The organism is Pseudomonas sp. BS-2016 (genome assembly GCF_001806145.1).
GTDB classification, from domain to species: domain Bacteria; phylum Pseudomonadota; class Gammaproteobacteria; order Pseudomonadales; family Pseudomonadaceae; genus Aquipseudomonas; species Aquipseudomonas lundensis.
Window position 1 is genome coordinate 638092 of record NZ_MLCT01000015.1, and the last position, 26001, is coordinate 664092.

A 26001-nucleotide genomic window follows, 5' to 3' on the forward strand; every position below is an offset into this window, starting at 1 on the left:
CAGCCTTTATAGTTGCCTTCATTTACCTGTTTCGAGACCCACAATGACTCAACCTACGACTGCATATAGCTTTGACGTGACGTCGGCAGACTTCGACAAACAGGTTGTTGAAGCCTCTTTTGAACAACCCGTCCTGGTGGATTTCTGGGCAGAGTGGTGCGCCCCGTGCAAGGTGATGCTGCCGATTCTGGAGCAGATAGCCGAGGACTATCAGGGCGAGCTGCTGCTGGCCAAGGTCAACTGCGATGTGGAACAGGACATCGTGGGCCGCATCGGCATCCGCACCCTGCCGACGGTGGTGTTGTTCAAGGACGGCAAGGTGGTTGATGGCTTTCAGGAGGCGCAACCCGAATCCGCGATTCGCGCCATGCTTAAGCCTCATGTCGAAATGCCCGCTCCGCCAGCTGAAGACCCGATGGTGCAAGCGCAGGCCCTGTTTGCCGAAAGCCGCTTTGCCGACGCAGAAGCGTTGCTCAAGCAGGTACTGACCGAAGACAACACTAATGCCAGGGCATTGATTCTGTATGGCCGTTGCCTGGCCGAGCGAGGTGAGCTGACTGAGGCCCAAGCCGTGCTGGACGCGGTCAAGAGCGACGAACATAAAGCCGAGCTGGCGGGCGCCAAGGCGCAGTTGACCTTCTTGAGCCAGGCCAAAGACCTGCCGGATGTGGCAGACCTCAAAACCCGTGTGGCGCAGAACCCGCAGGACGACGAAGCTGCCTACCAACTGGCCGTGCAGCAGTTGGCGCGCCAGCAATACGAAGGCGCACTGGAAGGTTTGCTGAAATTGTTTATCCGCAACCGCAGCTACAACGAAGGCATCACCCACAAAACCCTGCTGCAAGTGTTTGACCTGCTGGGCAACGATCACCCGCTGGTCACCACCTATCGCCGCAAACTGTTTGCCGCGCTGTACTGATCTCGCTGCGGCGACAACGCGCCCTCACCGGTTTATTCGACCCAGCTGTAAACCGGTGAGTCCGCGCCGCTCGCCACTTGCACTTGCGGGCTATGACGCAAGCGCACCAACAGCCGCTTGCCCGCTCCCGTGCTGCCGGTCAAGGCCTCTAATTGCGCCAGCAACTGCGGCCCGGTCATGTGTCCGGCCTTGCGCAGTAACGCCTTGGTCATTTCCCACACCGCGTCGTCCTGACTGACCGGCGTGCTGGCAACCGCCACGCTGGCGGGCGCCGCTGCTTTTAACGTCCCGCCCAACTGCGCCCACTCCGTCTCGTCCAGCTCAACCGTCAGATCGACGGGCCAATCGCCAATTGTTCCGCGAATCCGCACCATTGCAGGGCTCCTCAAGTTTCATGTGCGCATGCTCCCATGCGTCTTGCGTAACGCCAAGCACACGGGCAAACTCTCGCAAATTCGTTATAAGATTACATAACAAAACATTCATCCCATTGTTGCTGGAGTTATGCTATGCGTCGTTTGCTGCTCGCTTTGCCGTTCGCTTTATTACCGCTGGCCGTGGCGCATGCGGCTCAAGCGCATGATCACGAACATGGCAGCCTTGCTCCCCATGAGCACGGCGTAGGCACCTTGAATGTGGCACTCGACGACAAAACACTGGAACTGGACCTCGACGGCCCGGCGATGAACCTGGTGGGGTTTGAACACGCGGCCACCACCGATGCCGACAAAGCCACCGTGGCGGCCGCCAAGGCTCGACTGGAAAACCCGCTGGCCCTGTTCAACCTGCCGCCAGCGGCAAAGTGTGTGGTTGAGGCGCAGGAGCTGAACAGCCCGTTGTTCGATCCGGCTCCCGAAGAAGGCGCCAGCAATGCCAAGGCCGAGCATCACCACAGCGACATCGAAGCTCACTACGCGTTTACCTGTGCCGATACGGCCTCGTTAAAAACCCTCGACCTCAGCAGGTTTTTCAAGACATTCCCCGGCACCCACTCATTCAAGGTACAACTGATCGGCCCGAACGGTCAGCAAGCGGTTAACGTGTCAGCGAAAGCCCCGACGCTGACGTTCTAACCACGGCCAGTGGCTGGCGCCGCCCTTTACGCAGACGGCGCCACTGACATCCTCGTTTTCCCGACATTGCAGGCGACCCTGATTTCCCATGACCCAAGCACTCATCGAACTGAGCGACCTGCGTTTTAGTTGGCCGGGCCATCCCGTGCTGCTGGACATCCCCCACTTCAGCCTGCAGGCCGGCGAAACCCTGTTTCTCAAAGGGCCCAGTGGCAGCGGTAAAACCACCCTGCTGGGCTTGCTCGGGGGGGTGCAAAAGGCGGACTGCGGGTCGATCCGCCTGCTGGGCCAGGAGTTGAGTGAGTTGGGCTCCGGTGCGCGCGACCGTTTTCGCGTCGACCACACGGGGTACATCTTCCAGCAATTTAACTTGCTGCCTTTTTTGTCCGTGCGTGAAAACGTCGAGCTGCCTTGCCATTTTTCCAAACGGCGGGCCAGCCGCGCCGCTCAACGTCATGGCAGTGTCGACACAGCCGCGCGCACCTTGCTCGCGCACTTGGACCTTAAAGACCCTGCTTTGCTGGAGCGACGGGCCGACTCGTTGTCCATCGGCCAGCAACAACGGGTCGCGGCGGCCCGCGCCCTGATCGGCCAACCGGCGCTGGTGATCGCTGACGAGCCCACCTCGGCCCTGGACGCCGACGCACGCGAAGCCTTCATCAAATTATTGTTCGCCGAATGCCGCGAAGCAGGCGCCAGCCTGTTATTCGTCAGCCACGATCAAAGCCTGGCCCCGCTGTTTGACCGCAACTTGTCGTTGTCTGAACTCAATCGTGCCGCCACTCCGGCAGAGGTCTGAGATGTATTTGTTCCGTCTTGCGCTGGCCAGCCTGGCCAACCGCCGCTTCACCGCGCTGCTGACCGCGTTCGCGATTGCCTTGTCCGTGTGTTTGTTGCTGGCCGTGGAGCGGGTGCGTACCGAGGCCCGCGCCAGCTTTGCCAGCACCATCAGCGGCACTGACCTGATCGTCGGCGCCCGTTCGGGTTCGGTGAATTTGCTGCTGTATTCGGTGTTTCGTATCGGCAATGCCACCAATAACATTCGCTGGGACAGCTTTGAGCACTTCGCCACGAACCCCAAGGTGAAATGGGCGATCCCCATGTCCCTGGGTGATTCCCATCGCGGCTACCGGGTGATGGGCACCAGCGAAGCCTATTTCGAGCACTATCAGTATGGTCATCGGCAAAACCTGCAGTTGGCCGATGGCCGCGCCTTTGCTAGCGACCCATTTGAAGTGGTGCTAGGCGCCGAGGTCGCACAGGAGCTGCACTACAAACTGGGGGACAAACTGGTGCTGGCCCACGGCGTAGCCGCAGTGAGTCTGGTCAAGCACGACGACAAACCCTTCACCGTGGTCGGCATTCTCAAGCGTACGGGCACGCCCGTGGACCGCACGCTGCACATCAGCCTGGGCGGCATGGAGGCCATTCACATCGACTGGCACAACGGCGTGCCAGCGCGCGGCGCAGGCCGTGTGACAGCCGATCAGGCCCGCAACATGGACCTCACACCCCAAGCCATTACCGCGTTCATGCTGGGGCTGAACAGCAAGATTTCGACCTTCGCCTTGCAACGTGAAATCAACGACTTCCGGGGCGAACCGATGATGGCCATTTTGCCCGGCGTCGCCTTGCAGGAACTGTGGAGCTTGATGAGCACCGCTGAAAAAGCCTTGTTTGTGGTCTCGCTGTTTGTGGTGCTGACCGGTTTGATCGGCATGCTGACGGCGATTTTGACCAGCCTCAATGAGCGACGGCGCGAAATGGCGATCCTGCGATCAGTCGGCGCCCGGCCGTGGCACATCGCTACTTTGCTGGTGTTCGAAGCGTTGGCATTGGCGCTGATCGGTGTAGTGGCGGGGGTTGCCCTGTTGTATGTGGGTATCGCGCTGGCACAAGGTTATGTGCAATCGAACTACGGCCTGTACTTGCCGCTGGCCTGGCCCAGTGAATATGAATGGACGCTGCTGGCAGGTATTCTGGCCGCCGCCCTGTTGATGGGCTGCGTGCCCGCCTGGCGCGCTTACCGCCAATCGCTGGCCGATGGCCTGTCCATTCGCTTATGAGCCTGTGTATGAAAATGTCCGTCTTGCCACGCGCACTGCTGGCCCTGTTACTGATGGTTTCAACCCTTGTATGGGCCGCCGAACCCAAGGAGTTGACGTGGTCGGAGATGATTCCGCCGGACGCCGCGCCCGAAGTGCCGGACACGGCGCCGATGCATGACCTGTCACAGTTGGGCAATCTTGACCCCGAGGCGGCCCCCGCTGCGCAGCAGAGCATGCCCAATGCGCCGGTTGTGCCTGCGCTGGACGGGCAAAACATTCGCTTGCCGGGCTACATCGTGCCCCTTGAAGTCAATGAAGAAGGCCGCACGACGGAGTTTTTGCTGGTGCCGTATTTCGGCGCCTGCATCCATGTCCCGCCACCGCCCTCGAACCAGATCGTGCACGTGACCAGTCACGTCGGGGTCAAACTGGACGAGCTGTACCAGCCGTACTGGATCGAAGGCGCATTGCAGGTCAAGCCAAGCAGCAGTGAGCTGGCCGATGCGGGGTATCAGATGGACGCGCAGAAGATCTACGTTTACGAGTTACCGGAGTAACCGCCGGGGGCCACGCTGCCCCGGCGTCGGAGCCGCCTGATGGCAGGCCACGACCGCGAGTAAAGAGTCCGTGTTTGCGGGTTAGTTCACGAAATTTTCACAATTTTTCAGCGCATCGTCGTTTCATTGAGCTGGGTCAACAGAGTGGCTCGGAGCGCTCATTACCATTGGTTATATAAATTTTAAATATCCAATTGGAGCTCCCATGCACAAGTCTTTGCTCAGCGCAGCGGCACTTGCCCTTGCCGTCGTTGCCCCGCTTGCCCACGCGCACACTGAAGGCGACATTATCGTCCGTGCCGGTGCCATCACGGTTAACCCGAAAGCCGACAGCTCCAGCGTAAAAGTGGACCAGGGTCCGCTGGCGGGTGCTGATCTGGGCGGCAAGGCAACCATGAGCAGCGACACCCAATTGGGTCTCAACTTTGCCTACATGGTCACCAACAACATCGGTATCGAGTTGCTGGCCGCCACTCCGTTCGAACACGACGTGAAAATCAAAGGCACCGGCCTTGATGCCGCCAACGGCAAACTGGGTTCCCTCAAGCACTTGCCGCCAACCCTGAGCGTTGTGTACTACCCGCTGGACTCCAAGTCCGCGTTCCAACCGTACGTGGGTGCCGGTATCAACTACACCTGGATTTACGACGAGCACGTGGGCAGCCGCGCCAACGCTGCGGGCTTCGATAACTTCAAAGCGAAAAACTCGTGGGGCATGGCCTGGCAGATCGGTGCTGACTACATGCTGACCGACAACATCATGATCAACGCCCAGGCGCGCTACATCGACATTGATACCCGCGCGACCGTGGAAAACAACAGCGTTGCGCCAGGCACCCGCGCCAAGGTCAACGTTGACGTCGATCCATGGGTTTACATGGTTGGCTTGGGTTACAAGTTCTAAGCAATAGCCGAACCTAAAAAGGCGCCTTTCGAGGCGCCTTTTTCATGTGCAGCGTTTATTAGCGACCCAACAAACGCGCCAAGCCTTCACTCATGGGCGTGGTCTGGCCCAGTGTGAAACGGTCTAACAGGCGGCTGTTATCGGCACGCGAATGCCGAATGTCACCTGAGCGCGCCGGGCCATAGCTGATCGGTGGCAACTCACCGACCACTTCACTTAGGGCAGCCAGCATTTGCTTGAGGGTCGTGGCTTGGTTCAGGCCCACGTTGACCGCGCCTTCTTCCACGTGTTCGGCTTCGACTGCCTGCACCAGAATCTTCACCAAATCGCCCACATACACGAAGTCGCGGGTTTGTTCGCCATCGCCAAAGATAGTGATGGGCAGGCCTTTTTCAGCGCGCTCACTGAAAATGCTGATCACGCCCGAGTACGGCGAGGACGGGTCCTGACGCGGCCCGAAAATGTTGAAGAAGCGGAAAATCACGGGCTCCAGATCGTGCTGGCGGCGGTAGAAGTCCAGGTAGTATTCGCTCGACAGTTTGTCCGAGGCATACGGGGTGAGCGGCGCTTTGGCGGTGTCTTCGACAATCGACTCACCTTCGCCGTTGTTGCCGTAGACCGCTGCGCTGGAGGCAAAGACCACGCGCTTGACGCCCGCTTCGCGCATGGCTTCGCAGACGTTCAAGGTGCCGACAAAATTGCTCTGGTGGGTGCGTACGGGGTCATCCACCGAGGCCTGCACCGACGCCACTGCCGCCAGGTGCACCACGGCACTGCAGCCGGCCATGGTTGAGGCGACGAGCGCGGCATCGGCCACATCCCCTTCGATCAGTTCGACCTTGGGATTATCCAGCGGCAGGTTGCTGCGCTTACCGGTGGACAGGTCATCCAGGATGCGCACTGCGTAGCCCTTAGCCAGCAATGCATCGACCAGATTGGAACCAATAAACCCGGCACCGCCGGTTACGAGAATGGGGGCATCAGCCATGACGATAAAACCTGTCCAGTAGGATCGGGAGGCCAGCGCGCCAGGCGCGGGGCTTGATCCCGAAGGTGTGTAGAATTTTTTTGCACGCCAGCACCGCATGCTGCGGTTCTTCAGCGGCATCGGGGCGTGCGGCGTGCGCTTGGGGGGTCGGGGCTTCGATGGCCAGCGGGTGCAGGTTGCGCGCCTCGGTCAGGATGGCCTGGCCCAGCGCCAGCGGCGTGGTGGCCTCGTGCCCTGCATAGTGGTAGGTGCCCCACAGCGGCGCCGCGCAATCGAGTTGTTTGAGCACCGAAATGATCACCCGGGCCGCATCATCGACCGGCGTCGGGTTACCGCGACGGTCATCGGCCATCAGCAACTCGCCCGGTTTTTCAGCCTGTGCCAAAAAGCGTCCCAACGTGCCGTCCGGGCTGTCATCGAGCAGCCAGCCAAAACGCAGCAACACGTGTTGCGGGCAAATGGCACGCACGGTTTGTTCGATCCGCCACAAGGCCTGCCCGCGCAAACCCAGCGGCACAGGTTCATCTTTCTCGCTGTAGGCCGTGGCTCGGGAGCCATCGAAGACGCGGTAACTGGAAGGCTGGATCAGCGTGATGCTGTGGTGCTGGCACAGTTCGGCCAGGCGCTCGACAGCTCGTTCCTGGGCAGCCAGGCGAGCCTCGCTGACAGACTGCGCCTGAAACCAGTCGAAGTAGTACGCAAGGTTGATGACGGCGTCCGGTCGGGTGTCATCGAGCAGTAGGGTCAGACTCGCAGCATCCCAGCCGTCTTGCGGCGGACGCGGGGCCAGGAAGTTGATGTCTTCCTCGGCACCCAGACGAATCAGCGCCTGCCCGAGAGCATTTCCGCCGCCCAATAACATAAGGCGCATTCGCATAGAGTGTGCAGGCTCAGTCTATTCAGAACGGTGATGTATACCAGAAAACCAACCATACAAGCCGTTGGCCATGATCAAGACCCCCGCATTTTGCGGGTTTCTGTGCGTGTCGTCACTGACAAACTGCATCAGTTTCCTACACCGATTATTGCGATGACGGTGGTGCATCGGTCAGTACCAGCGTGGATCGATGGGCCGCCGCCTCCGCTGGCTGTGGCGGCGTGAACCCGCTGATTGGCGCCAGCAACGCCTGTGGATAGGTTTGGGCGAAGTGAACGTCTTCTGACTTATCCACAAGCTTTTTCAAGCGATCGTTGAATGCCCGTGTGATCGTGCTCTGCGCACCGGACATGGTTCGAAATTGCGCGGTAACCGTTACGCCATCAAGGTTCATGCTGTCCACCCCGAACACCGTCAACGAGCCTTGCAAGCTCAGGCTCAGCAGCGGGTCATCGCTGATCTGGCGCCCGGCTTCGCGAATAAGATCAGTGGCTTTGTCGATGTCCGTGGCATAGGTGAACTGCACGGAAAAGAACGCATAGGCGAACTGACGGGAATGGTTGACCACGGCCTTGATCTGGCCGAACGGCACCGAGTGGACGAAGCCGCGACTGTCGCGCAGGCGCAGGGTGCGGATTGTCAGGCCTTCGACGGTACCCGCGTGATTGGCGTCCACCACCACCCAGTCACCGACCGAAATGGTGTCTTCAATAATGATGAACAACCCGGTGATGACATCCTGAACCAATTGCTGTGAGCCAAAACCGATCGCCAGACCGATCACCCCGGCCCCGGCCAGAAACGGCGCAACGTTCACGCCCAGATTGGCCATGGTGGTGATGGTGCACACCACCACCAGAATCACTTTGATGGCATTGCGCAGCAACGGCAGGATGGTTTTGATCCGGGTACTCGGTTCTCGCGTGCCACGCCGGTTGGTAGTGGGTTGCAAGGCTTGTTGAATCGAGGTGTCCAGCACCACCCACGTCAGCCAGGTCACCAACAGGATCAAGAGGATATGCCCGAGGGAATCGCTGATGACCTTGCCGGTGCTGCTATCGGACGCAAACGCCAGCAGCGAAAAGCCCCAGATTTGCGCCAGCAGTTCTATAAACGTAACGGCCAGCGCTATGCGCAACAGCGCGTACACCACCGTCATCAAACGCTCTCTGTAAGCGCCGTTGCGGTTGGCGTGGGTGCTGAACCAGTGATGCAGGATTGTGCTCAGGAACACGGTGCCGATTAACAGCCCGGAGGTCAGTAACGCGTTGCGTAACGCCCGTTCACTGCCCTCACCCACGCCAATCAGATTCAGCATCGAGACCAGCAGCATCAGCAGGATTGGCCAGTACCAGAGGGCGGAGAAAATGCGCAGCGACTCTTGCAGCGCCGGTTGTCCCAGGCGCTGGGCCAGTGCGCGGTTACGAATCAGGTGGGCCACCGGACGCCGCAACTTGATGGCCAAAAATGCGAACACACTGCACGCGATCAGGCCGGTCAGTACCGACAGGCAACTGGCGATGTTGCCGCCCAATTGGCGAGCGATTTGCGGGCTGTTCATGGCATCGCTGAACGCTGCAAAAAAACCGATGATGAACAAAGGCCGCAGCGAATAGCCGCGAATAATCTCTACTGCCCGTCGCTTGTGGCCGACATAAAACATCGAACTCAGCGACAACACCAACGCCGTGCAAAATACGCCAGCGCTGCTGGCATAGGAAAGACTCAGCGCCAGCGAGCGGCCCATGGAATCATGCAGAAAACGACTCGCGTAGAGGGTCAGCGGTAAGGCGATCAAGGCCGGGGCTAAATACGAAGCGCAGTACTGCGTCAACGTCTGCAAGCGCGGGCGATTTCGCAGGGGGCGGGTTGTGCTCGCATACCGCGCCACCAGACAGCCGCCGAACCACGCAGCGGCAAAAATGCCGATCCATACCACGGATAACCACACGAAATCGGCGACACCACTCCAGGAAGGATGAGTCGCAGCCTGCTCCACCAAAACGCCGACTTCATCGGCGGCCTGCTCGGAGCGCAGTCGCCAGCTGTCCAGTAAGTGCATGCTCAGACCGAGCTGACCTTGCATCTCGTCCATGCCGGCACCCAGCGCGCCCAGCAAGCCACCGTCTACCAAAACCGGCGGCTTGCCGTCGGTTTCCTCAGCTTTGATGACGGATGACAGCGTGGGCGCAGCCTGCAAGATTCCATTGCCTGTCAGCAACAGGATAAGCAGCAGAAAAACCGTTTTGAAATGGGACAAAACCGGGGTGACCTCCTGGGCGTCTGTAGTCAACTGATCGATAGAGCTGAGCGAAGTTCGATTTCAGTCGCCTCGCTGTTTTCTGGTTACAGCGTAGTCAATCACTAGGAAGACTTCGCACCTTCGCCAGAAAACCTTCTTACAGAGCACTCAGACAAACCTTTCGAGGTACTTTTAGGCCGTCAACGCGGTACCTAAGGCCTCCAGCACGACGCTGACCCTGGCCTGGGATTGGCGACGCTTGAGCCACAGCAAGTGGATGGGCGATCCGTCCGTCGCCAGATGCGCCAGCACTTGCACCAGTTTTCCCTGGTCCAGCGACGCTTGCACCAGCCAGGTCGGCAACTGGGCAATGCCGTGCCCGGCCAGCACCGCAGCGGCCTGCCCTTCGCCGTCACCTATCGCGATGTGCGCCGGCAATAACCGCCGCTCCCGCCCTCCGTGCGGCCCGGCGAACCACCACGGGTTAACGCTCCCGTCCGCGCGGCCATACATCACGCAATGGTGGTGCTCCAAATCCTGTTCCGTCCGGGGTACACCGTGCCGGTGCAAATAGTCGGGCGAGGCGCAAAACACCAGGCGCTCGGCCCCCAGATAACGTCGACCCAACGCCTGTGACAGCAGATCCGGCCCACCTATGCGCACGACAATGTCGATGTCTTCTTCGACCGGGTCCACATAACGGTCCGAGAACGAGATATGCGGCTGCAACAAACCATGCTCGCGCGCGCAAGCCAAAATAGCCCCCAACGCATGCAGGCGACCGTAGGCAGCAGGCAGGTCAATGCGCACCTGCCCGACGGGCTCGGTACTGTGCGCGTGCAGCGACAACTCAGCCTCTTCCAGCTCACCCAGCACGTTGGTGCAGGTGCGGTAAAACCTGACCCCGGCCTCCGTCAGTGACAACGTGCGGGTGGTTCGATTGAACAGTCGGGTATCCAGCCGCGCTTCCAGCCGGGCGATGGCTTTGCTGATGGCCGAGCGCGTGAGGTTTAAACGCTCAGCGGCACCGGTAAAACTGCCGGTTTGTGCAACAGACACAAAAACATCCAGCCCTTTCAACCGCTCTGAAGAAAACATCGCGCCTCGCCATTAGGGAATTCAATTCATCGGATTGCGTAGTTTATAGCCGCAATCAGAATTTACTTCTCCAATAAGCTGACGCCCTGTTTTTTTTGAGCTTCTGACCATGCCCTCTACCTCTCAGGCCCCATCCACGGCCGCAGCCACAACGCATTCACACACGGCAGTTCAAATCGCCATCATGGCCATTGCCGCCTTTGTGATTGTGACCACTGAGTTTCTGATCATCGGCCTCTTACCTGCGCTGGCACGCGACTTGAATGTCTCGGTGACGCTCGCTGGCCAGTTGGTGACGTTATTTGCTTTCACGGTGATGCTGTTCGGCCCGATCCTGACGGCACGGCTGGCGCACATTGATCGCAGGAAGTTGTTCACTTGTATTTTGCTGGTGTTCGCTGCGTCGAATGCGCTGGCAGCGATGTCCGCCAACATCTGGATTTTGGCGATTGCACGGTTTATTCCCGCACTGCTTTTACCGGTTTTCTGGGGCACGGCGAGCGAAACAGCCGGACAACTGGCCGGGCCGGCGAATGCCGGGAAAGCGGTGGCCAACGTGTACATGGGTATTTCAGCGGCACTGGTTTTCGGTATCCCGCTGGGCACGCTGGCGGCGGACGCCATTGGCTGGCGTGGCACCTTCTGGATGCTGGCCGCGCTGTGCCTGTTAATCGCCGCACTGATGCGCAGCTCTATGCCGACCTTACCCGCCGCGCCCCAGCGCAAACAGGGTGAAAAACAAACGCTGATCTTCAAGGACCCGCGCTTTATCGCCCATGTCGCGCTGTCTGTCCTGACCTTCACGGCCATGTTCACGGCCTACACCTACCTCGCAGATACCCTCGAAAGCCTCGCGGGCATCTCGCCCGGTCATATGGGTTGGTGGCTGATGGGCTTTGGGGCCGTCGGCATGCTCGGCAATCACATCGGCGGGCGCCTGGTCGATCGCAGCCCATTGGGTTCGAGTGTGGTATTTCTCGCGTTACTCGCTGCCGGCATGCTGGCCGCCACGCCACTGGCGACACAGCACACAGGCTTGATGGTCGCGTTGGCTGTGTGGGGCATTGCGTATACGGCACTGTTCCCCATTTGCCAGGTCCGGGTCATGCGAGCAGGCGCCAAGGCTCAGGCATTGGCCGCGACGATGAACATTTCGGCCGCTAACGCGGGTATCGGGTTAGGTGCGATCTTCGGCGGCCTGGGGATTCGTCACTATGGGCTGGAGTCTCTGGGGGTTATTTCAACGGCTATTGCTGGCGTAGCCATTGTGCTTGCTGTGCTGTTGATGCGTCGTCGGTAGTGCGATTAACACGCTCACCCCTTAACCGCGGCGAGCGTGTTCACAACTGACGTGTCTTGCCTGAGCGAGCCCTCGGGCTTACCACAGCGCGATATCGTAAGTCAGGTAAAGACGATTACTGTCCCTGCCCCGCGCCCCATCGGAGCGGTAAACATAATTACGCATTTTTAAGCCCACGCCTTTAAGCGCCCCGCTTTGCACAACATAAGCCAGCTCTGCGTCGCGCTCATGTTCGTGCAACTGCGCGGACCCAGTCTTGCCATTTCTCCCACTCAAGTAGCGGCCAGATAGCGTCAAGCCAGGTAAACCCACCCTTGAAAAGTCATAGCCGTAACTGAGCATCCAGGTCTTTTCGTCTTCATGAATGAACTTGCCTATTCCGGCGTTGCTAAAGGAGTACACGCTCGCACCCGTGATGTACGGTAAACCGGCTTGGCCATTGAGCACTTGATAACCGGCGCCGACCCGGTGGCCTGCGATCGAATAGCTCAGCAGGCCACTGAGCAAGGTATTGTCAATTGCACCGGCCTTCTGCATTCCGGCGTCAACACTACGAAAATAACGAACATCGGTCGTTAACAGGCCTGTTCCCCATTGCTGATCGTGCTGTACCGAAGCGAAATGCTGTCTGTAAAAGTTGTCCAGCTGCGCGTAGAAATACCCTAACCGGGTACGTTCACCCAGTGTGTATTCGCCGCCTATAAATGAGAAGGGCGCCCCTTGTCCCGTAAAACCGTTGGGTGTTATCGAGCGGCTATCCGAGGAGTCCCTTAACTTGAATTGATTCAGGCGCCCGCCCGAAAGTGTCAAGTTATCGATGTCGGTACTGGTGAACAGTGTTCCCTGATAAGTCTGAGGTAAAAGGCGCGCATCGTTGTAGATCAAGACCGGCGTTTTGGGCAATACAGATCCGTGTTGAACGGTGGTGTGTGCAAACCGGACTTTACCGGCGATGCCCAGACTGGCGAACTCATCGGCGGCTTGTCCATCTGAGCCTACAGCAAGCAAACCAGTGCCACTGCGCCCTTTGCCAGAGTCCAGCTTAAAGCCTGTCAGCCCCATTGCATCTACACCAAAACCAACCGTGCCCGGTGTAAACCCGGACTTGAAGTCCAGTAGAAAACCTTGAGCCCACTCTGTTCGCTCACTCTTCGCGTTTTTAGCCGCGCGGGGGCTCAGTCCGTTCTCATCCCGAAAATTCTCATTGAAGTAAACGTTTCGCAACTGAAGTTTCAAATGACTGCCGTCAATAAACTCCGTCGCGTTGGAATTGATGAACGGTGAAGCACTCAGGGACGTAACAAGGACACCCCGCAGTAGAAGTTCTTTCATGACACGACTCTTTTTATTATTGGAACTGCATGGGCCTGTCACCCGAAGCAGGTGTTATGCAAAAAACATCAGATCCACAGTGTCAAAGCCCCTGTTAATAGCGCGATGGCGGTCACCACGAGCGAGGTGAGCACCGCCCACTTGCAAGCCGCTTTCTGAAAATCCCCGATATTGCAGTCGATCATGCCCATCAGCAGTAACGTAGAGGCGACCAGAGGGCTCATCAAATGAACGGGCTGCCCTAAAATAGAGGCCCGTGCAATTTCCAGGGGGCTAATGCCGTAGATAGCTGCCGCATTGGCAAGGATGGGGACAACGCCGAAGTAATACGCGTCATTGGACAGTACAAAGGTCAGTGGCATGCTGGTGAGGGCCACAATAAGAGGAAACAGATGGCCCCAGTCTGGCGGGATCCACTCCACTAATGTGTGTGCCAGGGCATCTACCATCTTGGTGCCTGAGAATATCCCTGCAAAGATGCCGGCACCAAATACCAGTACCACCACGGTCATGGCATTGCCGGAATGGGCGAGCAGGCGCTCTTTTTGTATGTCCAGTTGTGGGTAATTGATCATCAATGCGCACACAAACCCGATCAAAAACAAGATCGCGGAGTGCATCAATCCCATGACCAAAGCTGTCATCACCGCGATAACCAGCATCAAGTTGATGTAGGCCAGCCGGGGGCGCTTATGCGGGGTATCGTTCAGAATGGCTTTGATGTAGCAATCGCTGCCACCGCTGGACAAAAGCACATTGCCAATACGTTTGCGCTCTCTGCGTCCCAATAGAAAGGCGGTGAAAACAACCCAGAGCGCACCACCGATCATGGTGGGCAATAACGGGATGAAGTACTCCCCGGCATCCAGCCCCAGCGCCGCTATGGCTCGCGTGGCCGGCCCGCCCCACGGGGTCATACCGCTCATGATGCTCAGTGACAACATTGCAATGATGCCCAGGATCATCGGGTTCATGCCAATACGCTTGTATAAGGGCAACATTGCAGCGCAGGTGATCATGTACGTGGTCGTGCCGTCCCCATCCAGCGCAACGGTCAATGACAACAGTGCAGTACCTATAGCAATCTTCATCGGGTCCCCATTAACCCGCTTCAGGATTTTGCGGATCAACGGATCGAACAGGCCCGCATCAATCATCAAGCCAAAGAAAAGAATGGCAAATAACAACAATGCTGCCGAAGGCGCGACCATTTTCAGCCCATCCAACATCATTTTTCCGGTTGTACCGCCGAACCCCCCGATCAGCGCAAATGCAATCGGTACAAGTGTCAAGGCAACTATCGGTGAAAGGCGCTTGGTCATGATCAGCAACGTGAACACGACCACCATGGCCAACCCCAGTAAGGCGAGCATAGATTATTCTCTTATTGTTATAGATGAAGTAATCGACAACCACGTATTAAGCGGCATTTAACCGTTACAGAGACTCGGTACAACTTACATCCCTACAATGAACCTTATAGGTACTGCGCAGCGGTACATAATTACAGCACACGTCAAAAAGCGAATTAATAACTTTCATGCCATCACCTTTTTTAGAATTATTTTGAGGTAACTGTTTAAAGCGGACGTTAATTAAAGTCACTCACTCGTTCGTTTTCGTGAGGGAAAGGCATATACGTATCCGGAAAACAATCGACGTGCTGTTCGTACAACAGAAGCGCAAATAATTTCGCCGCTCACGCCGGTGTAAGACAACATGACATCGATACCGCCGCCTGGGTGTTCAATGCGCACGTGTTGCTGACGTGGCTTGCAAGCCGTACCCAGCATCTGTGCTGCGACGCTTCCTTGGCTAACACAAGCGGTCGCCAGGCCAATCGAGCCGGTAATGGCCAAGGCACGATGACAGGCGTGAGGCATGAAATACCTGACTAGAAGCGTTCCACCTGCTTTGGCGGGTGCTATCAACACAGGTTTGGGGATGACCCGGTCACTCACATCGCCCAACCCCATTGCCGCACCAGCACGCAGGCGCAGAGCTTCCAGACGGTGCAGAAATGGCGTATCGGCATCGAGCTCTCCAGGCGATTCATCACCTTGCTTACCCAGGTGCCGAGCCTCGACGATCACCATCGGCATGGCCATGTCGATGCAGGTCACGGGAATGCCGTCAAATTCGTCTTGAACATTGCCCGTCGGAAACAGCGCGCCTGTCTTGCTACCGGCAGCATCCAGAAAGGTAAGGTGAACAGCCGCCGCGCTACCCGGCACGCCATCAATGGTTGTCTGCCCTTCATAAGTCACCTTGCCTTGTGGCGTCTGTACTTGAGCGGTGACAAATGTATGGGTGTTCAGGTTACGGATACGCACCCGGGTTGTAGGACCGTCGGGTTTTACCAAGCCTTGTTCAATAGCAAACGGGCCAACTGCACAGAGCATGTTGCCGCAGTTAGGCGTCGTATCCACACGGCGCGTTGAGACCATCACCTGGACAAAAAGATAATCGACATCTGCATCAGGGTGGCGCGAAGGACTGACGATGGCCACTTTACTTGTTTGAGGACTACCACCCCCGATCCCGTCAATCTCCAACTCGTGACCCGACCCCATCAACGCAAGCAATAACTCATCTCGTTCCGTCATTGACTCGGGTAGATCATGCGCGAGAAAAAACGCCCCTTTTGAAGTACCGCCGCGCATTAGAACGCATGGAACACGCTGCATAATTAGTAACTCTTTTTAAATTAACTTATTGAATTATTTCCTTGCGAAGAGAGTGACAGGGAAGCAATAGTGTTTCCAATGCAAAGATTTCAACCATTATTGCGTTTCACAAAATAATAATCCCAAGCCACTTCCGGTGAAGCTGACCTTTCTGGCGAGAAAAACTATGGAATACGAACTTCAAGACATTCGCTCTTTCGTTAAAATCGCCGAACTCGGCAGTTTTCACGAAGCGGCTGATGCACTTCATCTTTCTCAGCCAGCGCTAAGTCGCCGGATAAAAAAACTTGAAGAGGGGTTGGGGACTGCTCTGCTTGATCGAACAACGCGTAAAGTGAGCGTGACAAGCGTAGGCCGCGATTTTTTACCCAAAGCGCGCAGACTGCTCGACGACTTTGATGACTCGATTCTTAATATTAGGGAGTTGGCTGAACGACGAAGCGGTCGTGTCACGCTGGCTTGTATCCCCACGGCAGCCTTCTATTTTTTGCCTTCAGTGATCCGGCTCTACAACGAGCGTTATCCTAAAATCCATATTCGATTGTTAGACCTGAGCGCAAACGACGGCCTGGAAGCAGTACTGCGTGGCGAAGCCGATTTTGGTATCAACATGATGAGTGGCCAACACCCGGATATCGAGTTTGTAACCTTGGTCAATGAGCCTTTTGTGTTGGCCTGCAGACGAGACCATGAGCTGGCCAATTGTGCGTCTGTAAAGTGGTCGCAACTCAGTGAGTATCGGTTGATTGGCGTGGGCCGTTTAAGCGGAAACCGCATGCTTTTAGACCATGCCTTGTCGAGTTTAAGCTGGCGACCGAAGTGGTTTTATGAGGTCCAGCACCTTTCAACCTCATTGGGTTTAGTCGAAGCAGGACTTGGCGTATCGGTGATGCCCAGTCTGGCAATGCCGACGGGCGATCATCCCACACTGGTCAGCGTCCCCTTGATTGAGCCCGTGGTGAATCGCTCATTGGGTCTGGTGTATCGCAGAGGTGCGTCTCTGTCTCCGGCGGCAGAAAAGTTTGCCTCGATCTTGCTTGAGCAGTGGCCTCAATAAGTGTCTGCCGTTCTACAAGTGCAAACCTTAGGCATAACCAAAGCTTCAAAACGCCGCATTGCTCTGCAACCCCTTGGTTTGCCCTACACGGGCGACATGCCTGTAAGGCATTGCGCACCAATGAAAAAGCCCCAAAAACAGCGTTTTCGGGGCTTTGGTCTAAACCTTACAAAATTGTCTTAGGTAAGTCCTAGAACGGGATATCGTCATCAAAGCTGTCGAAATCAGGGGCTGGCTGTTGAGCCTGCTGTTGCGGTGCCGGACGCGACTCGCGCTGTGGCTGCTGCTGCGGTGCCGGGCGTTGAGCCTGCTGACGCGGCGCGGATTGCTGGTAGTTGTTACCGCCACCCTGATTTTGCTGGTCGCCTTGTGGGCGGCCGCCGAGCAGTTGCATGGTGCCTTGCATGTCGACCACGATTTCAGTGGTGTAACGCTTGATACCGTCTTTTTCCCACTCGCGGGTTTGCAGCTTGCCTTCGATGTACACCTGCGAACCCTTACGCAGGTATTCGCCAGCAATTTCGGCTACTTTGCCGAACATCGATACACGGTGCCATTCAGTCTTTTCAACTTTCTGGCCGGTTTGCTTGTCAGTCCACTGTTCGCTGGTTGCCAGACTCAGGTTGGTCACGGCATTACCGTTAGGCAAGTAGCGAACTTCGGGATCCTGGCCGCATGTGCCGACCAATATAACTTTGTTAACCCCACGGGCCATAACGTTCTCCTAGGCTTCGCACGTCGGCGCCGGGTTGACCAGCTGCTCGAGTGTCGCGCGATCCAATAGTTCGGTGTCCAATTTGATATAAATGGCAGCCTCTTCGGCTACCACCACTGCATCCGTTACGCCTGCAACGGCCTTTAAACGCTCGGTCAAACCTGCTTCGCGAAGCGCCTCAGGCGACAGCGGCAAGCGCAGGCTGGTTACATACGGCGGTTCGCGCATGGTAACAGCAAAGGCTAGCCAGAGTGCAGCCAGACCTGCGCATCCCAGGAACACAACCGACAGACCGCCATGCTGGAACATCCAGCCGCCGAGTATGCCGCCCAATGCCGACCCCAGGAACTGGCTGGTGGAGTAGACCCCCATCGCCGTACCCTTGCCGCCCGCCGGTGACACCTTGCTGATCAGAGAAGGCAACGAAGCCTCCAGCAGATTGAACGCGGTGAAGAACACCACCGTGCCGATCACCAACGCACGCAAGCTGTCGCCGAACTGCCAGAAGAATAGCTCAGTGAGCATTAACGTCGCGACGGCACCGAGTAAAACTCGTTTCATTTTGCGTTTCTTTTCGCCGTAGATGATGAACGGGATCATGGCGAAGAAAGAAATCAACAACGCGGTCAGGTAGACCCACCAATGCTGCTCCTTGGGTAAACCGGCTTTTTCAACCAGCGCCAGCGGCAAGGCAATGAAGCTGGACATCAACATGGCGTGCAACACAAAAATGCCGAGGTCCAGACGCAGCAGGTCGGGATGGCGCAAGGTCGGCAGCAACGCCTGCCTGGCCACGCCTGACTCCCGGTGCTGCAGCGTGCCGGTTGAGCGCGGCACCATGAACATGACGATGACAATCCCCACCAATGCCATGGCCCCGGTAGCCAGAAACAGCCCGGACAAACCAAAGGCGCGGGTCAGCAGTGGCCCCACCACCATCGCGACTGCGAACGACAAGCCGATGGTCATGCCAATCATGGCCATGGCCTTGGTGCGGTGCTGCTCGCGGGTCAGGTCTGAAAGCAAGGCCATCACCGCCGCAGAAATCGCGCCCGCCCCTTGCAGGATGCGCCCGGCAATCACGCCCCAGATTGAGTCAGAACAGGCAGCCACTACGCTGCCCACTGCGAACACCACCAGCCCCAGGTAGATAACGGGGCGACGGCCAATGCGGTCGGAAATGACCCCAAAAGGGATCTGGAAGATGGCCTGGGTCAAGCCATAAGCGCCAATCGCCAGACCAATCAAGGCCGGCGTTGCACCTGCAAGGTCCATCCCATAGGTCGCCAGTACCGGCAACACCATGAACATACCAAGCATGCGGAAGGCAAACACAAGGGCCAGACCGCTTGCTGCGCGGGTCTCGCTACCACTCATGCGTTCGCTGTGGGGATCGTGCATGGAAAAACCTCGTGTGAACCGGCGGCGATTCTACCAGTCCCATCGAGTAACAGCACACACACGAGCGATGCGCGACGCTTTGTCACGTAAAAGTTATAAAGACCCTTAATGACAACGTGCCATTAAGGACCTGCACAGCTTTCACACAGATCCGTATACTCATTCGTTTATGTTATGCCCGCCAAGCGAGGCCGCAGTGGACAAGATCCTGATACGTGGGGCACGAACCCACAACCTGAAGAACATCGACCTGACCCTGCCACGGGACAAACTGATCGTCATCACCGGACTGTCTGGCTCCGGCAAATCATCCCTGGCGTTTGACACGTTGTATGCCGAAGGCCAGCGTCGGTATGTCGAGTCGCTGTCGGCCTATGCGCGGCAGTTCCTTTCGATGATGGAAAAGCCTGACGTCGACACCATTGAAGGTTTGTCGCCAGCCATCTCCATCGAGCAAAAATCGACGTCGCACAACCCGCGTTCCACCGTCGGCACCATCACTGAAATCTACGATTACCTGCGTTTGCTTTATGCCCGCGTCGGCATTCCGCGCTGCCCGGATCACGATATTCCACTGGAAGCACAGACCGTCAGCCAGATGGTCGACCTGGTGCTGGCGCAACCCGAAGGCAGCAAGTTGATGCTGCTGGCCCCGGTGATTCGTGAACGTAAAGGCGAGCACCTGTCGGTATTCGAAGAGCTACGGGCTCAGGGCTTCGTTCGCGCGCGCGTAGACGGCAAGCTGTGCGAACTGGATGAGTTGCCAAAGCTCGACAAGCAGAAGAAACACTCGATTGACGTGGTCGTTGACCGCTTCAAGGTCAGAGCGGATCTGCAACAGCGCCTGGCCGAATCGTTTGAGACCGCGCTCAAGCTGGCTGACGGTATCGCGCTGGTGGCGCCGATGGACGACGAGCCCGGCGAAGAGATAATTTTTTCGGCACGCTTCGCTTGCCCCATTTGCGGACACGCTATCAGCGAGCTGGAACCCAAACTGTTTTCCTTCAACAACCCGGCCGGTGCATGCCCGACCTGCGACGGGCTCGGGGTTAAGCAGTTTTTCGACATCAAGCGACTGGTCAATGGTGATTTGACCTTGGCTGAAGGCGCCATTCGCGGCTGGGACAGGCGTAACGTCTATTACTTCCAGATGCTGGGTGCACTGGCCAAGCATTACGATTTCAGCCTTGAAGTGCCGTTCAGCGAACTGCCCGCCGACAAACAGAAAGTCATTCTGTACGGCAGCGGCACGCAGAACGTTGATTTCCGCTATCTCAATGATCGGGGTGACATCGTCAAGCGGGCGCACCCGTTTGAAGGGATCGTGCCTAACCTTGAGCGCCGCTATCGCGAAACCGAGTCGGCGACCGTTCGTGAGGAGTTGGCCAAGTTTCTCAGCACCCAGGCTTGCCCGGACTGCCGCGGCACACGCCTGCGTCGTGAAGCGCGTCACGTGTGGGTCGGGGAGAAAAACCTGCCGGCCGTGACCAACATGCCCATCGGCGATGCCACTGAATATTTCAGCGCGCTGAGCCTGACCGGGCGTCGTGGCGAGATTGCAGACAAAATCCTGAAAGAAATTCGCGAACGCCTGCAGTTTTTGGTGAATGTGGGCCTCGATTATCTGTCCCTGGATCGCAGTGCTGACACGCTGTCCGGCGGCGAGGCGCAGCGTATCCGTCTGGCCAGCCAGATCGGCGCGGGCCTGGTGGGTGTTCTTTACATCCTTGATGAGCCGTCTATCGGCCTGCATCAGCGCGATAACGATCGTTTGCTGGGCACCCTCAAACACCTTCGCGACATCGGCAATACCGTGATAGTGGTCGAGCACGATGAAGATGCAATTCGTCTGGCGGACTATGTCGTGGATATCGGCCCGGGGGCAGGCGTGCATGGCGGACACATCGTGGCCGAAGGCACACCGGCCGAAGTGATGGCCCACCCTGATTCGCTGACCGGTAAATACCTGTCGGGGCGGGTGAAGATCGAAGTTCCGGCCAAACGCACTCCGCGCAACAAAAAGCTGACGCTGTCGCTCAAAGGTGCGCGCGGCAACAACTTGCGTAATGTTGACCTCGAAATCCCCATTGGCTTGCTGACCTGCGTGACCGGGGTTTCAGGTTCGGGCAAGTCCACACTGATCAACAACACGCTCTACCCGCTCAGCGCGACAGCCTTGAACGGCGCGAGCACGCTGGAAGCGGCGGCTCACGACAGCATCAAAGGGCTTGAGCATCTGGACAAGGTCGTCGACATCGATCAAAGCCCGATCGGCCGCACCCCGCGCTCTAACCCTGCGACCTATACCGGGTTGTTTACGCCTATTCGCGAGCTGTTCTCCGGCGTACCGGAATCCCGCTCCCGAGGCTATGGTCCGGGACGTTTCTCCTTCAACGTGAAGGGTGGACGTTGCGAGGCGTGTCAGGGTGACGGCCTGATCAAGGTAGAAATGCACTTTCTGCCCGACATCTACGTGCCTTGCGACGTGTGCAAGAGCAAGCGCTATAACCGCGAAACCCTTGAGATCAAGTACAAGGGCAAGAGCATCCATGAAGTGCTGGAGATGACCATTGAAGAAGCCCGCGAGTTCTTCGATGCCGTCCCTGCGCTGGCGCGTAAGCTACAGACGCTGATGGACGTAGGTTTGTCGTATATCAAGCTGGGGCAATCCGCCACGACCCTGTCAGGCGGCGAGGCTCAGCGGGTCAAGTTGTCCCGCGAGCTGTCCAAGCGCGATACTGGCAAAACGCTGTACATCCTCGACGAACCGACAACAGGCCTGCACTTCGCCGATATCCAGCAATTGCTGGATGTATTGCATCGATTACGCGACCACGGCAATACCGTGGTGGTCATCGAGCACAATCTCGACGTCATCAAGACCGCGGATTGGCTGGTGGACTTGGGCCCTGAAGGCGGTTCCAAAGGTGGGCAGATTATCGCAACCGGTACGCCAGAAGACGTGGCAAACATGAAGCAATCTCACACCGGCTTTTACCTGAAGCCGCTGTTGATTCGCGACAAAGCTTAAATCAGCGTATGAAAAAGGCCCTGCCATTGTGAGATGGCAGGGCCTTTTAGTCTGCGTCATCGCTACCTGAAGCAGCGACAGGCAATAACGCTAATCAGAACTGTGACTGAAGGTAGTTCTGCAAGCCAATCGACTTAATCAGACCGAGCTGTTTCTCCAGCCAATAGGTGTGGTCTTCTTCAGTGTCTGCGAGCTGAATGCGCAGCATGTCGCGGCTGACGTAATCCTTGTGCAACTCGCACAGCTCAATACCTTTGCACAGCGCTGCCCGGACTTTGTATTCCAGACGCAAGTCTGCGGCGAACATCTCCGGGACTGTGGTCCCCACATCCAGGTCGTCGGGCCGCATGCGGGGGGTGCCTTCGAGCATCAGAATCCGGCGCATCAACGCATCGGCGTGCTGCGCCTCTTCTTCCATCTCGTGATTGATACGCTCGTAGAGCTTGGTGAAACCCCAGTCTTCGTACATGCGGGAATGGACAAAATATTGATCACGTGCAGCCAGCTCACCGGTGAGCAACGTGTTGAGATAATCGATTACTTCCGGGTGCCCTAGCATTGGCCCACATCTCCCTGCTTGAAAGGCTGTAGTTTGAACCAAGCTGACCAAGAGGTCACGGCTCAATCGCAGTAAATGTGCTGTTTATCTGAGAAAACGAGCCTAAATAACGCAAAAACCGCCCAATTGAGGGCGGTTCTGCTTCTCACTTAGAGTTAGTTACGCTGTACACCCAACGCTTTTGCCACCCCTTCTCCGTACGCCGGATCAGCGTTATAGAAGTGAGGCAATTGACGCTGCACCACGTCGTCAGACACCCCGGCCATTGCCCCGGCAATGTTGTTAATCAACAGGGCTTTCTGTTCCGGGCTCATCAAACGGAACAGAGCACCTGCGTGGCTGTAGTAATCAGTATCTTCGCGATGATCGTAACGATCCGCCGCGCCATTCAACGCCAATGGTGGCTCAGCATACTGTGGCGCCTGCTTAGGGGCGTCAGAGAAACTGTTGGGCTCGTAGTTCGGTGTCGCGCCGCCGTTGTTGCCATAAGCCATGGAGCCATCACGCTGGTAGTTGTGCACAGGCACACGTGGCGAGTTGATCGGCAAATGTTGGTGGTTGGTGCCTACGCGATAGCGATGGGCATCCGCATACGCGAATACACGGCCCTGTAGCATGCGATCAGGCGAGAGGCCTACACCCGGAATCATATTGCTGGGGCCAAAGGCCGCCTGCTCAACCTCGGCGAAATAATTAAGCGGGTTGCGGTTGAGCTCCAGTTCGCCAATCTCAATCAATGGAAACTCTTTCTGCGACCAGGTTTTGGTGACATCAAACGGGTTCTCGTGATGCGCAGCCGCCTGTGCTTCGGTCATCACTTGCATGCAAACGCGCCATTTAGGGAAATCTCCCCGTTCAATCGCACCAAACAAATCGCGTTGCGCATAGTCAGGGTCTGTACCCGCCAAACGCGCCGCCTCGGCAGGCGCCAAGTTTTTAATTCCCTGCTTGGTTTTGTAATGCCACTTGACCCAATGGCGCTCGCCGGCGGCGTTGATCAGGCTGTACGTGTGGCTGCCGAAGCCATGCATATGACGATAGCCATCCGGGATACCGCGGTCAGAAAACAGGATGGTCACCTGGTGTAAAGACTCAGGGGAATGTGACCAGAAATCCCACATCATTTGCGCGCTTTTCAAGTTGCTTTGCGGGAGACGCTTTTGGGTGTGGATAAAGTCCGGAAACTTGAGTGGGTCCCGGATAAAGAACACGGGGGTGTTATTACCCACGATGTCCCAATTGCCTTCTTCGGTATAGAACTTGATGGCAAAACCGCGAGGGTCGCGCTCGGTGTCGGCAGAACCGCGTTCACCGCCGACCGTCGAGAAGCGCATAAAGATGGGTGTTTGCTTGCCGATCGTATCGAACAGCTTCGCGCTGCTGTATTGCGACATGTCACGCGTCACAGTGAACGTACCGTGAGCCCCCGAACCTTTGGCATGTACACGACGTTCAGGAATGTTTTCACGGTTGAAGTGGGCGAGCTTCTCGATCAAATGAAAGTCATCAAGCAGCAAGGGGCCACGAGGACCGGCAGAACGAGAATTCTGGTTGTCAGCCACTGGGGCGCCGCTGGCGGTGGTAAGCGTTTTGGTCTGGCTCATGCGTTTACTTCCTCAGTCAGTCTTGATGCTGCCGTGTAATCGGCTGACGAGGAGTATTGACCATGCACTTCACATGGGCAAATTCATTAAATGATGGAGATCAATAGAAAACCATAATACAACGCGCACAAAAAACCGGGCACTAGGCCCGGTTTTTTGTAGAGACTGACGTCTTACTCAGCGGATACAGCTTCACCGCCAACTGGACGATCAACCAACTCGACGTACGCCATAGGCGCGTTGTCGCCAGCGCGGAAACCGCACTTGAGGATGCGCAGGTAGCCACCCTCACGAGTTGCATAACGCTTGCCCAGATCGTTGAACAGCTTACCAACGATTGCTTTCGAACGAGTACGGTCGAAAGCCAGACGGCGGTTAGCAACAGAATCGTTCTTGGCCAGAGTAATCAGCGGCTCAGCAACGCGACGCAGTTCTTTGGCTTTCGGCAGAGTCGTTTTGATCAGCTCGTGCTCGAACAGCGACACTGCCATGTTTTGAAACATAGCCTTGCGGTGCGAGCTAGTGCGGCTCAGGTGACGACCACTTTTACGATGACGCATGGTTCATTCCTTACCAAACACAACGTTCGGTGATTACGACGATCAGGCAGTCGCCTTGTCGTCCTTCTTAAGACTTGCAGGCGGCCAGTTGTCGAGGCGCATGCCGAGGGACAGACCACGGGAGGCCAGAACGTCCTTGATTTCAGTCAAGGATTTCTTGCCCAGGTTCGGAGTCTTCAACAGTTCTACTTCGGTGCGCTGAATCAGGTCACCAATGTAGTAAATGTTCTCCGCCTTAAGGCAGTTGGCCGAACGCACGGTCAGTTCCAGATCGTCAACCGGACGAAGCAGGATCGGATCGATCTCGTCTTCCTGTTCGATAACCACTGGCTCGCTGTCACCTTTGAGGTCGACGAATGCAGCCAACTGCTGTTGCAGGATGGTTGCAGCACGACGAATGGCCTCTTCAGGATCCAGGGTACCGTTGGTCTCCAGATCAATAACCAGTTTGTCCAGGTTAGTACGCTGCTCGACACGGGCGTTTTCCACCACGTATGCGATACGGCGAACCGGGCTGAACGAAGAGTCAAGCTGCAAGCGACCAATGCTGCGGCTTTCATCTTCATCGCTCTGACGCGAGTCTGCTGGTTCATAACCACGACCACGAGCTACGGTGAGCTTCATGTTCAAGGCGCCGTTAGACGCCAGGTTGGCGATTACGTGATCGGGATTAACGATCTCGACATCATGATCCAGCTGAATATCGGCAGCGGTAACCACCCCCGAACCCTTCTTCGACAAGGTCAGCGTAACTTCGTCACGGCCGTGCAGCTTGATAGCCAGACCTTTAAGGTTCAACAGGATTTCAATTACGTCTTCCTGTACACCTTCGATGGCGCTGTACTCGTGGAGCACACCATCAATCTCGGCCTCGACTACTGCACAGCCTGGCATTGAGGACAACAGGATGCGGCGCAGCGCGTTGCCCAGGGTGTGGCCAAAACCACGCTCGAGAGGCTCGAGAGTGATTTTAGCGCGGGTTGGACTGACAACTTGCACATCAATATGGCGAGGTGTCAGGAACTCATTTACCGAAATCTGCATGGATG

General features: G+C 57.0%; 23 protein-coding genes. 9 read left to right on the forward strand and 14 right to left on the reverse strand.

Features of this window, described 5'->3' with window-relative positions; translation table 11 throughout:
* The first annotated feature begins 43 nt into the window (after nucleotides 1–43).
* The gene (gene trxA / locus BKD70_RS08380; protein WP_047277830.1) at nucleotides 44–919 is read left to right on the forward strand and encodes a thioredoxin; all 876 of its coding nucleotides are present in this window, start codon (nucleotides 44–46) and stop codon (nucleotides 917–919) included.
* A 32-nt stretch (nucleotides 920–951) separates the two neighbouring features.
* Here the strand turns inward: trxA and BKD70_RS08385 are convergent, their stop codons facing one another.
* Nucleotides 952–1293, reverse strand: coding sequence for a hypothetical protein (locus BKD70_RS08385; protein ID WP_047277832.1), 342 nt, complete (start codon nucleotides 1291–1293; stop codon nucleotides 952–954).
* A 135-nt stretch (nucleotides 1294–1428) separates the two neighbouring features.
* Between BKD70_RS08385 and BKD70_RS08390 the strand changes: the two genes are divergently transcribed.
* From BKD70_RS08390 to BKD70_RS08410, 5 genes are all read left to right on the forward strand, one after another.
* Nucleotides 1429–1992, forward strand: a complete 564-nt coding sequence (locus tag BKD70_RS08390) for a DUF2796 domain-containing protein (protein ID WP_047277834.1) — start codon at nucleotides 1429–1431, stop codon at nucleotides 1990–1992.
* 88 nt (nucleotides 1993–2080) lie between these two features.
* Nucleotides 2081–2791, forward strand: coding sequence for an ABC transporter ATP-binding protein (locus BKD70_RS08395; protein ID WP_047277835.1), 711 nt, complete (start codon nucleotides 2081–2083; stop codon nucleotides 2789–2791).
* A 1-nt stretch (nucleotide 2792) separates the two neighbouring features.
* Nucleotides 2793–4058, forward strand: a complete 1266-nt coding sequence (locus BKD70_RS08400; RefSeq protein ID WP_047277837.1) for an ABC transporter permease — start codon at nucleotides 2793–2795, stop codon at nucleotides 4056–4058.
* Nucleotides 4059–4081: 23 nt separating this feature from the next.
* Nucleotides 4082–4597, forward strand: coding sequence for a DUF3299 domain-containing protein (locus BKD70_RS08405; RefSeq protein ID WP_169835857.1), 516 nt, complete (start codon nucleotides 4082–4084; stop codon nucleotides 4595–4597).
* Nucleotides 4598–4802: 205 nt separating this feature from the next.
* Nucleotides 4803–5501, forward strand: a complete 699-nt coding sequence (locus tag BKD70_RS08410; protein WP_047277839.1) for an OmpW family protein — start codon at nucleotides 4803–4805, stop codon at nucleotides 5499–5501.
* A 58-nt stretch (nucleotides 5502–5559) separates the two neighbouring features.
* Here BKD70_RS08410 and BKD70_RS08415 read toward each other — a convergent pair whose 3' ends face one another.
* The 4 genes from BKD70_RS08415 to BKD70_RS08430 all read right to left on the reverse strand — a co-directional run bounded on the left by BKD70_RS08415 (nucleotide 5560) and on the right by BKD70_RS08430 (nucleotide 10706).
* Entirely contained in the window at nucleotides 5560–6489 is a 930-nt protein-coding gene (locus BKD70_RS08415) for an NAD-dependent epimerase/dehydratase family protein (protein WP_047277841.1), read from the reverse strand.
* Nucleotides 6482–7366 (reverse strand): sugar nucleotide-binding protein, encoded by an 885-nt coding sequence (locus tag BKD70_RS08420; RefSeq protein ID WP_162493711.1) that lies wholly within the window; start codon nucleotides 7364–7366, stop codon nucleotides 6482–6484. The genes BKD70_RS08415 and BKD70_RS08420 overlap by 8 nt, the downstream gene beginning before the upstream one ends.
* Before the next feature lie 145 nt (nucleotides 7367–7511).
* Entirely contained in the window at nucleotides 7512–9626 is a 2115-nt protein-coding gene (locus BKD70_RS08425) for a mechanosensitive ion channel family protein (RefSeq protein ID WP_047277844.1), read from the reverse strand.
* 174 nt (nucleotides 9627–9800) lie between these two features.
* Nucleotides 9801–10706 carry a LysR family transcriptional regulator gene (locus BKD70_RS08430; RefSeq protein WP_047277846.1) on the reverse strand — a complete coding sequence of 302 codons (906 nt, stop codon included), beginning with the start codon at nucleotides 10704–10706 and terminating at the stop codon, nucleotides 9801–9803.
* A gap of 109 nt (nucleotides 10707–10815) precedes the next feature.
* Between BKD70_RS08430 and BKD70_RS08435 the strand changes: the two genes are divergently transcribed.
* Nucleotides 10816–12006: an MFS transporter gene (locus BKD70_RS08435; protein WP_047277849.1), complete on the forward strand. Its 1191-nt coding sequence runs from the start codon at nucleotides 10816–10818 to the stop codon at nucleotides 12004–12006.
* Nucleotides 12007–12084: 78 nt separating this feature from the next.
* Here the strand turns inward: BKD70_RS08435 and BKD70_RS08440 are convergent, their stop codons facing one another.
* The 3 genes from BKD70_RS08440 to BKD70_RS08450 all read right to left on the reverse strand — a co-directional run bounded on the left by BKD70_RS08440 (nucleotide 12085) and on the right by BKD70_RS08450 (nucleotide 16025).
* A complete protein-coding gene (locus tag BKD70_RS08440) occupies nucleotides 12085–13338 on the reverse strand; it encodes an OprD family porin (RefSeq protein WP_047277851.1) in 1254 nt (417 codons plus the stop codon).
* Nucleotides 13339–13406: 68 nt separating this feature from the next.
* Nucleotides 13407–14711 (reverse strand): CitMHS family transporter, encoded by a 1305-nt coding sequence (locus BKD70_RS08445; protein WP_047277853.1) that lies wholly within the window; start codon nucleotides 14709–14711, stop codon nucleotides 13407–13409.
* Between the two features lie 228 nt (nucleotides 14712–14939).
* Nucleotides 14940–16025 carry a 4-oxalomesaconate tautomerase gene (locus BKD70_RS08450; protein ID WP_047277855.1) on the reverse strand — a complete coding sequence of 362 codons (1086 nt, stop codon included), beginning with the start codon at nucleotides 16023–16025 and terminating at the stop codon, nucleotides 14940–14942.
* Between the two features lie 166 nt (nucleotides 16026–16191).
* Between BKD70_RS08450 and BKD70_RS08455 the strand changes: the two genes are divergently transcribed.
* Entirely contained in the window at nucleotides 16192–17082 is an 891-nt protein-coding gene (locus tag BKD70_RS08455) for a LysR family transcriptional regulator (protein WP_047277858.1), read from the forward strand.
* A 190-nt stretch (nucleotides 17083–17272) separates the two neighbouring features.
* Here the strand turns inward: BKD70_RS08455 and BKD70_RS08460 are convergent, their stop codons facing one another.
* Together BKD70_RS08460 and BKD70_RS08465 are read right to left on the reverse strand one after the other, a co-directional pair.
* Nucleotides 17273–17797 carry a single-stranded DNA-binding protein gene (locus tag BKD70_RS08460; protein WP_047277860.1) on the reverse strand — a complete coding sequence of 175 codons (525 nt, stop codon included), beginning with the start codon at nucleotides 17795–17797 and terminating at the stop codon, nucleotides 17273–17275.
* A gap of 9 nt (nucleotides 17798–17806) precedes the next feature.
* The gene (locus BKD70_RS08465; RefSeq protein ID WP_047277862.1) at nucleotides 17807–19198 is read right to left on the reverse strand and encodes an MFS transporter; all 1392 of its coding nucleotides are present in this window, start codon (nucleotides 19196–19198) and stop codon (nucleotides 17807–17809) included.
* A gap of 196 nt (nucleotides 19199–19394) precedes the next feature.
* On the opposite strand from BKD70_RS08465, the gene uvrA reads away from it, so the two are divergent.
* Nucleotides 19395–22229, forward strand: a complete 2835-nt coding sequence (uvrA, locus tag BKD70_RS08470; RefSeq protein WP_047277864.1) for an excinuclease ABC subunit UvrA — start codon at nucleotides 19395–19397, stop codon at nucleotides 22227–22229.
* A 94-nt stretch (nucleotides 22230–22323) separates the two neighbouring features.
* On the opposite strand, the gene bfr is transcribed toward uvrA, so the two are convergent.
* From bfr to rpoA, 4 genes are all read right to left on the reverse strand, one after another.
* Nucleotides 22324–22788, reverse strand: a complete 465-nt coding sequence (bfr, locus tag BKD70_RS08475; RefSeq protein WP_047277866.1) for a bacterioferritin — start codon at nucleotides 22786–22788, stop codon at nucleotides 22324–22326.
* A gap of 155 nt (nucleotides 22789–22943) precedes the next feature.
* Nucleotides 22944–24392 carry a catalase gene (locus tag BKD70_RS08480; protein ID WP_047277868.1) on the reverse strand — a complete coding sequence of 483 codons (1449 nt, stop codon included), beginning with the start codon at nucleotides 24390–24392 and terminating at the stop codon, nucleotides 22944–22946.
* Between the two features lie 173 nt (nucleotides 24393–24565).
* The gene (gene rplQ, locus BKD70_RS08485) at nucleotides 24566–24952 is read right to left on the reverse strand and encodes a 50S ribosomal protein L17 (RefSeq protein WP_047277870.1); all 387 of its coding nucleotides are present in this window, start codon (nucleotides 24950–24952) and stop codon (nucleotides 24566–24568) included.
* 42 nt (nucleotides 24953–24994) lie between these two features.
* A complete protein-coding gene (rpoA, locus tag BKD70_RS08490; RefSeq protein ID WP_003176403.1) occupies nucleotides 24995–25996 on the reverse strand; it encodes a DNA-directed RNA polymerase subunit alpha in 1002 nt (333 codons plus the stop codon).
* Between the last annotated feature and the right edge of the window lie 5 nt (nucleotides 25997–26001).

Bases quoted from the DNA above. Each gene is read 5' to 3' on its own strand.
- trxA (WP_047277830.1), top strand. From the start codon at position 44: ATGACTCAACCTACGACTGCATATAGCTTTGACGTGACGTCGGCAGAC.
- BKD70_RS08430 (WP_047277846.1), bottom strand. From the start codon at position 10,706: ATGTTTTCTTCAGAGCGGTTGAAAGGGCTGGATGTTTTTGTGTCTGTT.
- BKD70_RS08420 (WP_162493711.1), bottom strand. From the start codon at position 7,366: ATGCGAATGCGCCTTATGTTATTGGGCGGCGGAAATGCTCTCGGGCAG.
- BKD70_RS08445 (WP_047277853.1), bottom strand. From the start codon at position 14,711: ATGCTCGCCTTACTGGGGTTGGCCATGGTGGTCGTGTTCACGTTGCTG.
- bfr (WP_047277866.1), bottom strand. From the start codon at position 22,788: ATGCTAGGGCACCCGGAAGTAATCGATTATCTCAACACGTTGCTCACC.
- BKD70_RS08440 (WP_047277851.1), bottom strand. From the start codon at position 13,338: ATGAAAGAACTTCTACTGCGGGGTGTCCTTGTTACGTCCCTGAGTGCT.
- BKD70_RS08390 (WP_047277834.1), top strand. From the start codon at position 1,429: ATGCGTCGTTTGCTGCTCGCTTTGCCGTTCGCTTTATTACCGCTGGCC.
- rpoA (WP_003176403.1), bottom strand. From the start codon at position 25,996: ATGCAGATTTCGGTAAATGAGTTCCTGACACCTCGCCATATTGATGTG.
- BKD70_RS08385 (WP_047277832.1), bottom strand. From the start codon at position 1,293: ATGGTGCGGATTCGCGGAACAATTGGCGATTGGCCCGTCGATCTGACG.
- BKD70_RS08460 (WP_047277860.1), bottom strand. From the start codon at position 17,797: ATGGCCCGTGGGGTTAACAAAGTTATATTGGTCGGCACATGCGGCCAG.
- BKD70_RS08450 (WP_047277855.1), bottom strand. From the start codon at position 16,025: ATGCAGCGTGTTCCATGCGTTCTAATGCGCGGCGGTACTTCAAAAGGG.
- BKD70_RS08400 (WP_047277837.1), top strand. From the start codon at position 2,793: ATGTATTTGTTCCGTCTTGCGCTGGCCAGCCTGGCCAACCGCCGCTTC.
- BKD70_RS08435 (WP_047277849.1), top strand. From the start codon at position 10,816: ATGCCCTCTACCTCTCAGGCCCCATCCACGGCCGCAGCCACAACGCAT.
- BKD70_RS08455 (WP_047277858.1), top strand. From the start codon at position 16,192: ATGGAATACGAACTTCAAGACATTCGCTCTTTCGTTAAAATCGCCGAA.
- BKD70_RS08410 (WP_047277839.1), top strand. From the start codon at position 4,803: ATGCACAAGTCTTTGCTCAGCGCAGCGGCACTTGCCCTTGCCGTCGTT.
- BKD70_RS08480 (WP_047277868.1), bottom strand. From the start codon at position 24,392: ATGAGCCAGACCAAAACGCTTACCACCGCCAGCGGCGCCCCAGTGGCT.
- BKD70_RS08395 (WP_047277835.1), top strand. From the start codon at position 2,081: ATGACCCAAGCACTCATCGAACTGAGCGACCTGCGTTTTAGTTGGCCG.
- rplQ (WP_047277870.1), bottom strand. From the start codon at position 24,952: ATGCGTCATCGTAAAAGTGGTCGTCACCTGAGCCGCACTAGCTCGCAC.
- BKD70_RS08465 (WP_047277862.1), bottom strand. From the start codon at position 19,198: ATGCACGATCCCCACAGCGAACGCATGAGTGGTAGCGAGACCCGCGCA.
- BKD70_RS08415 (WP_047277841.1), bottom strand. From the start codon at position 6,489: ATGGCTGATGCCCCCATTCTCGTAACCGGCGGTGCCGGGTTTATTGGT.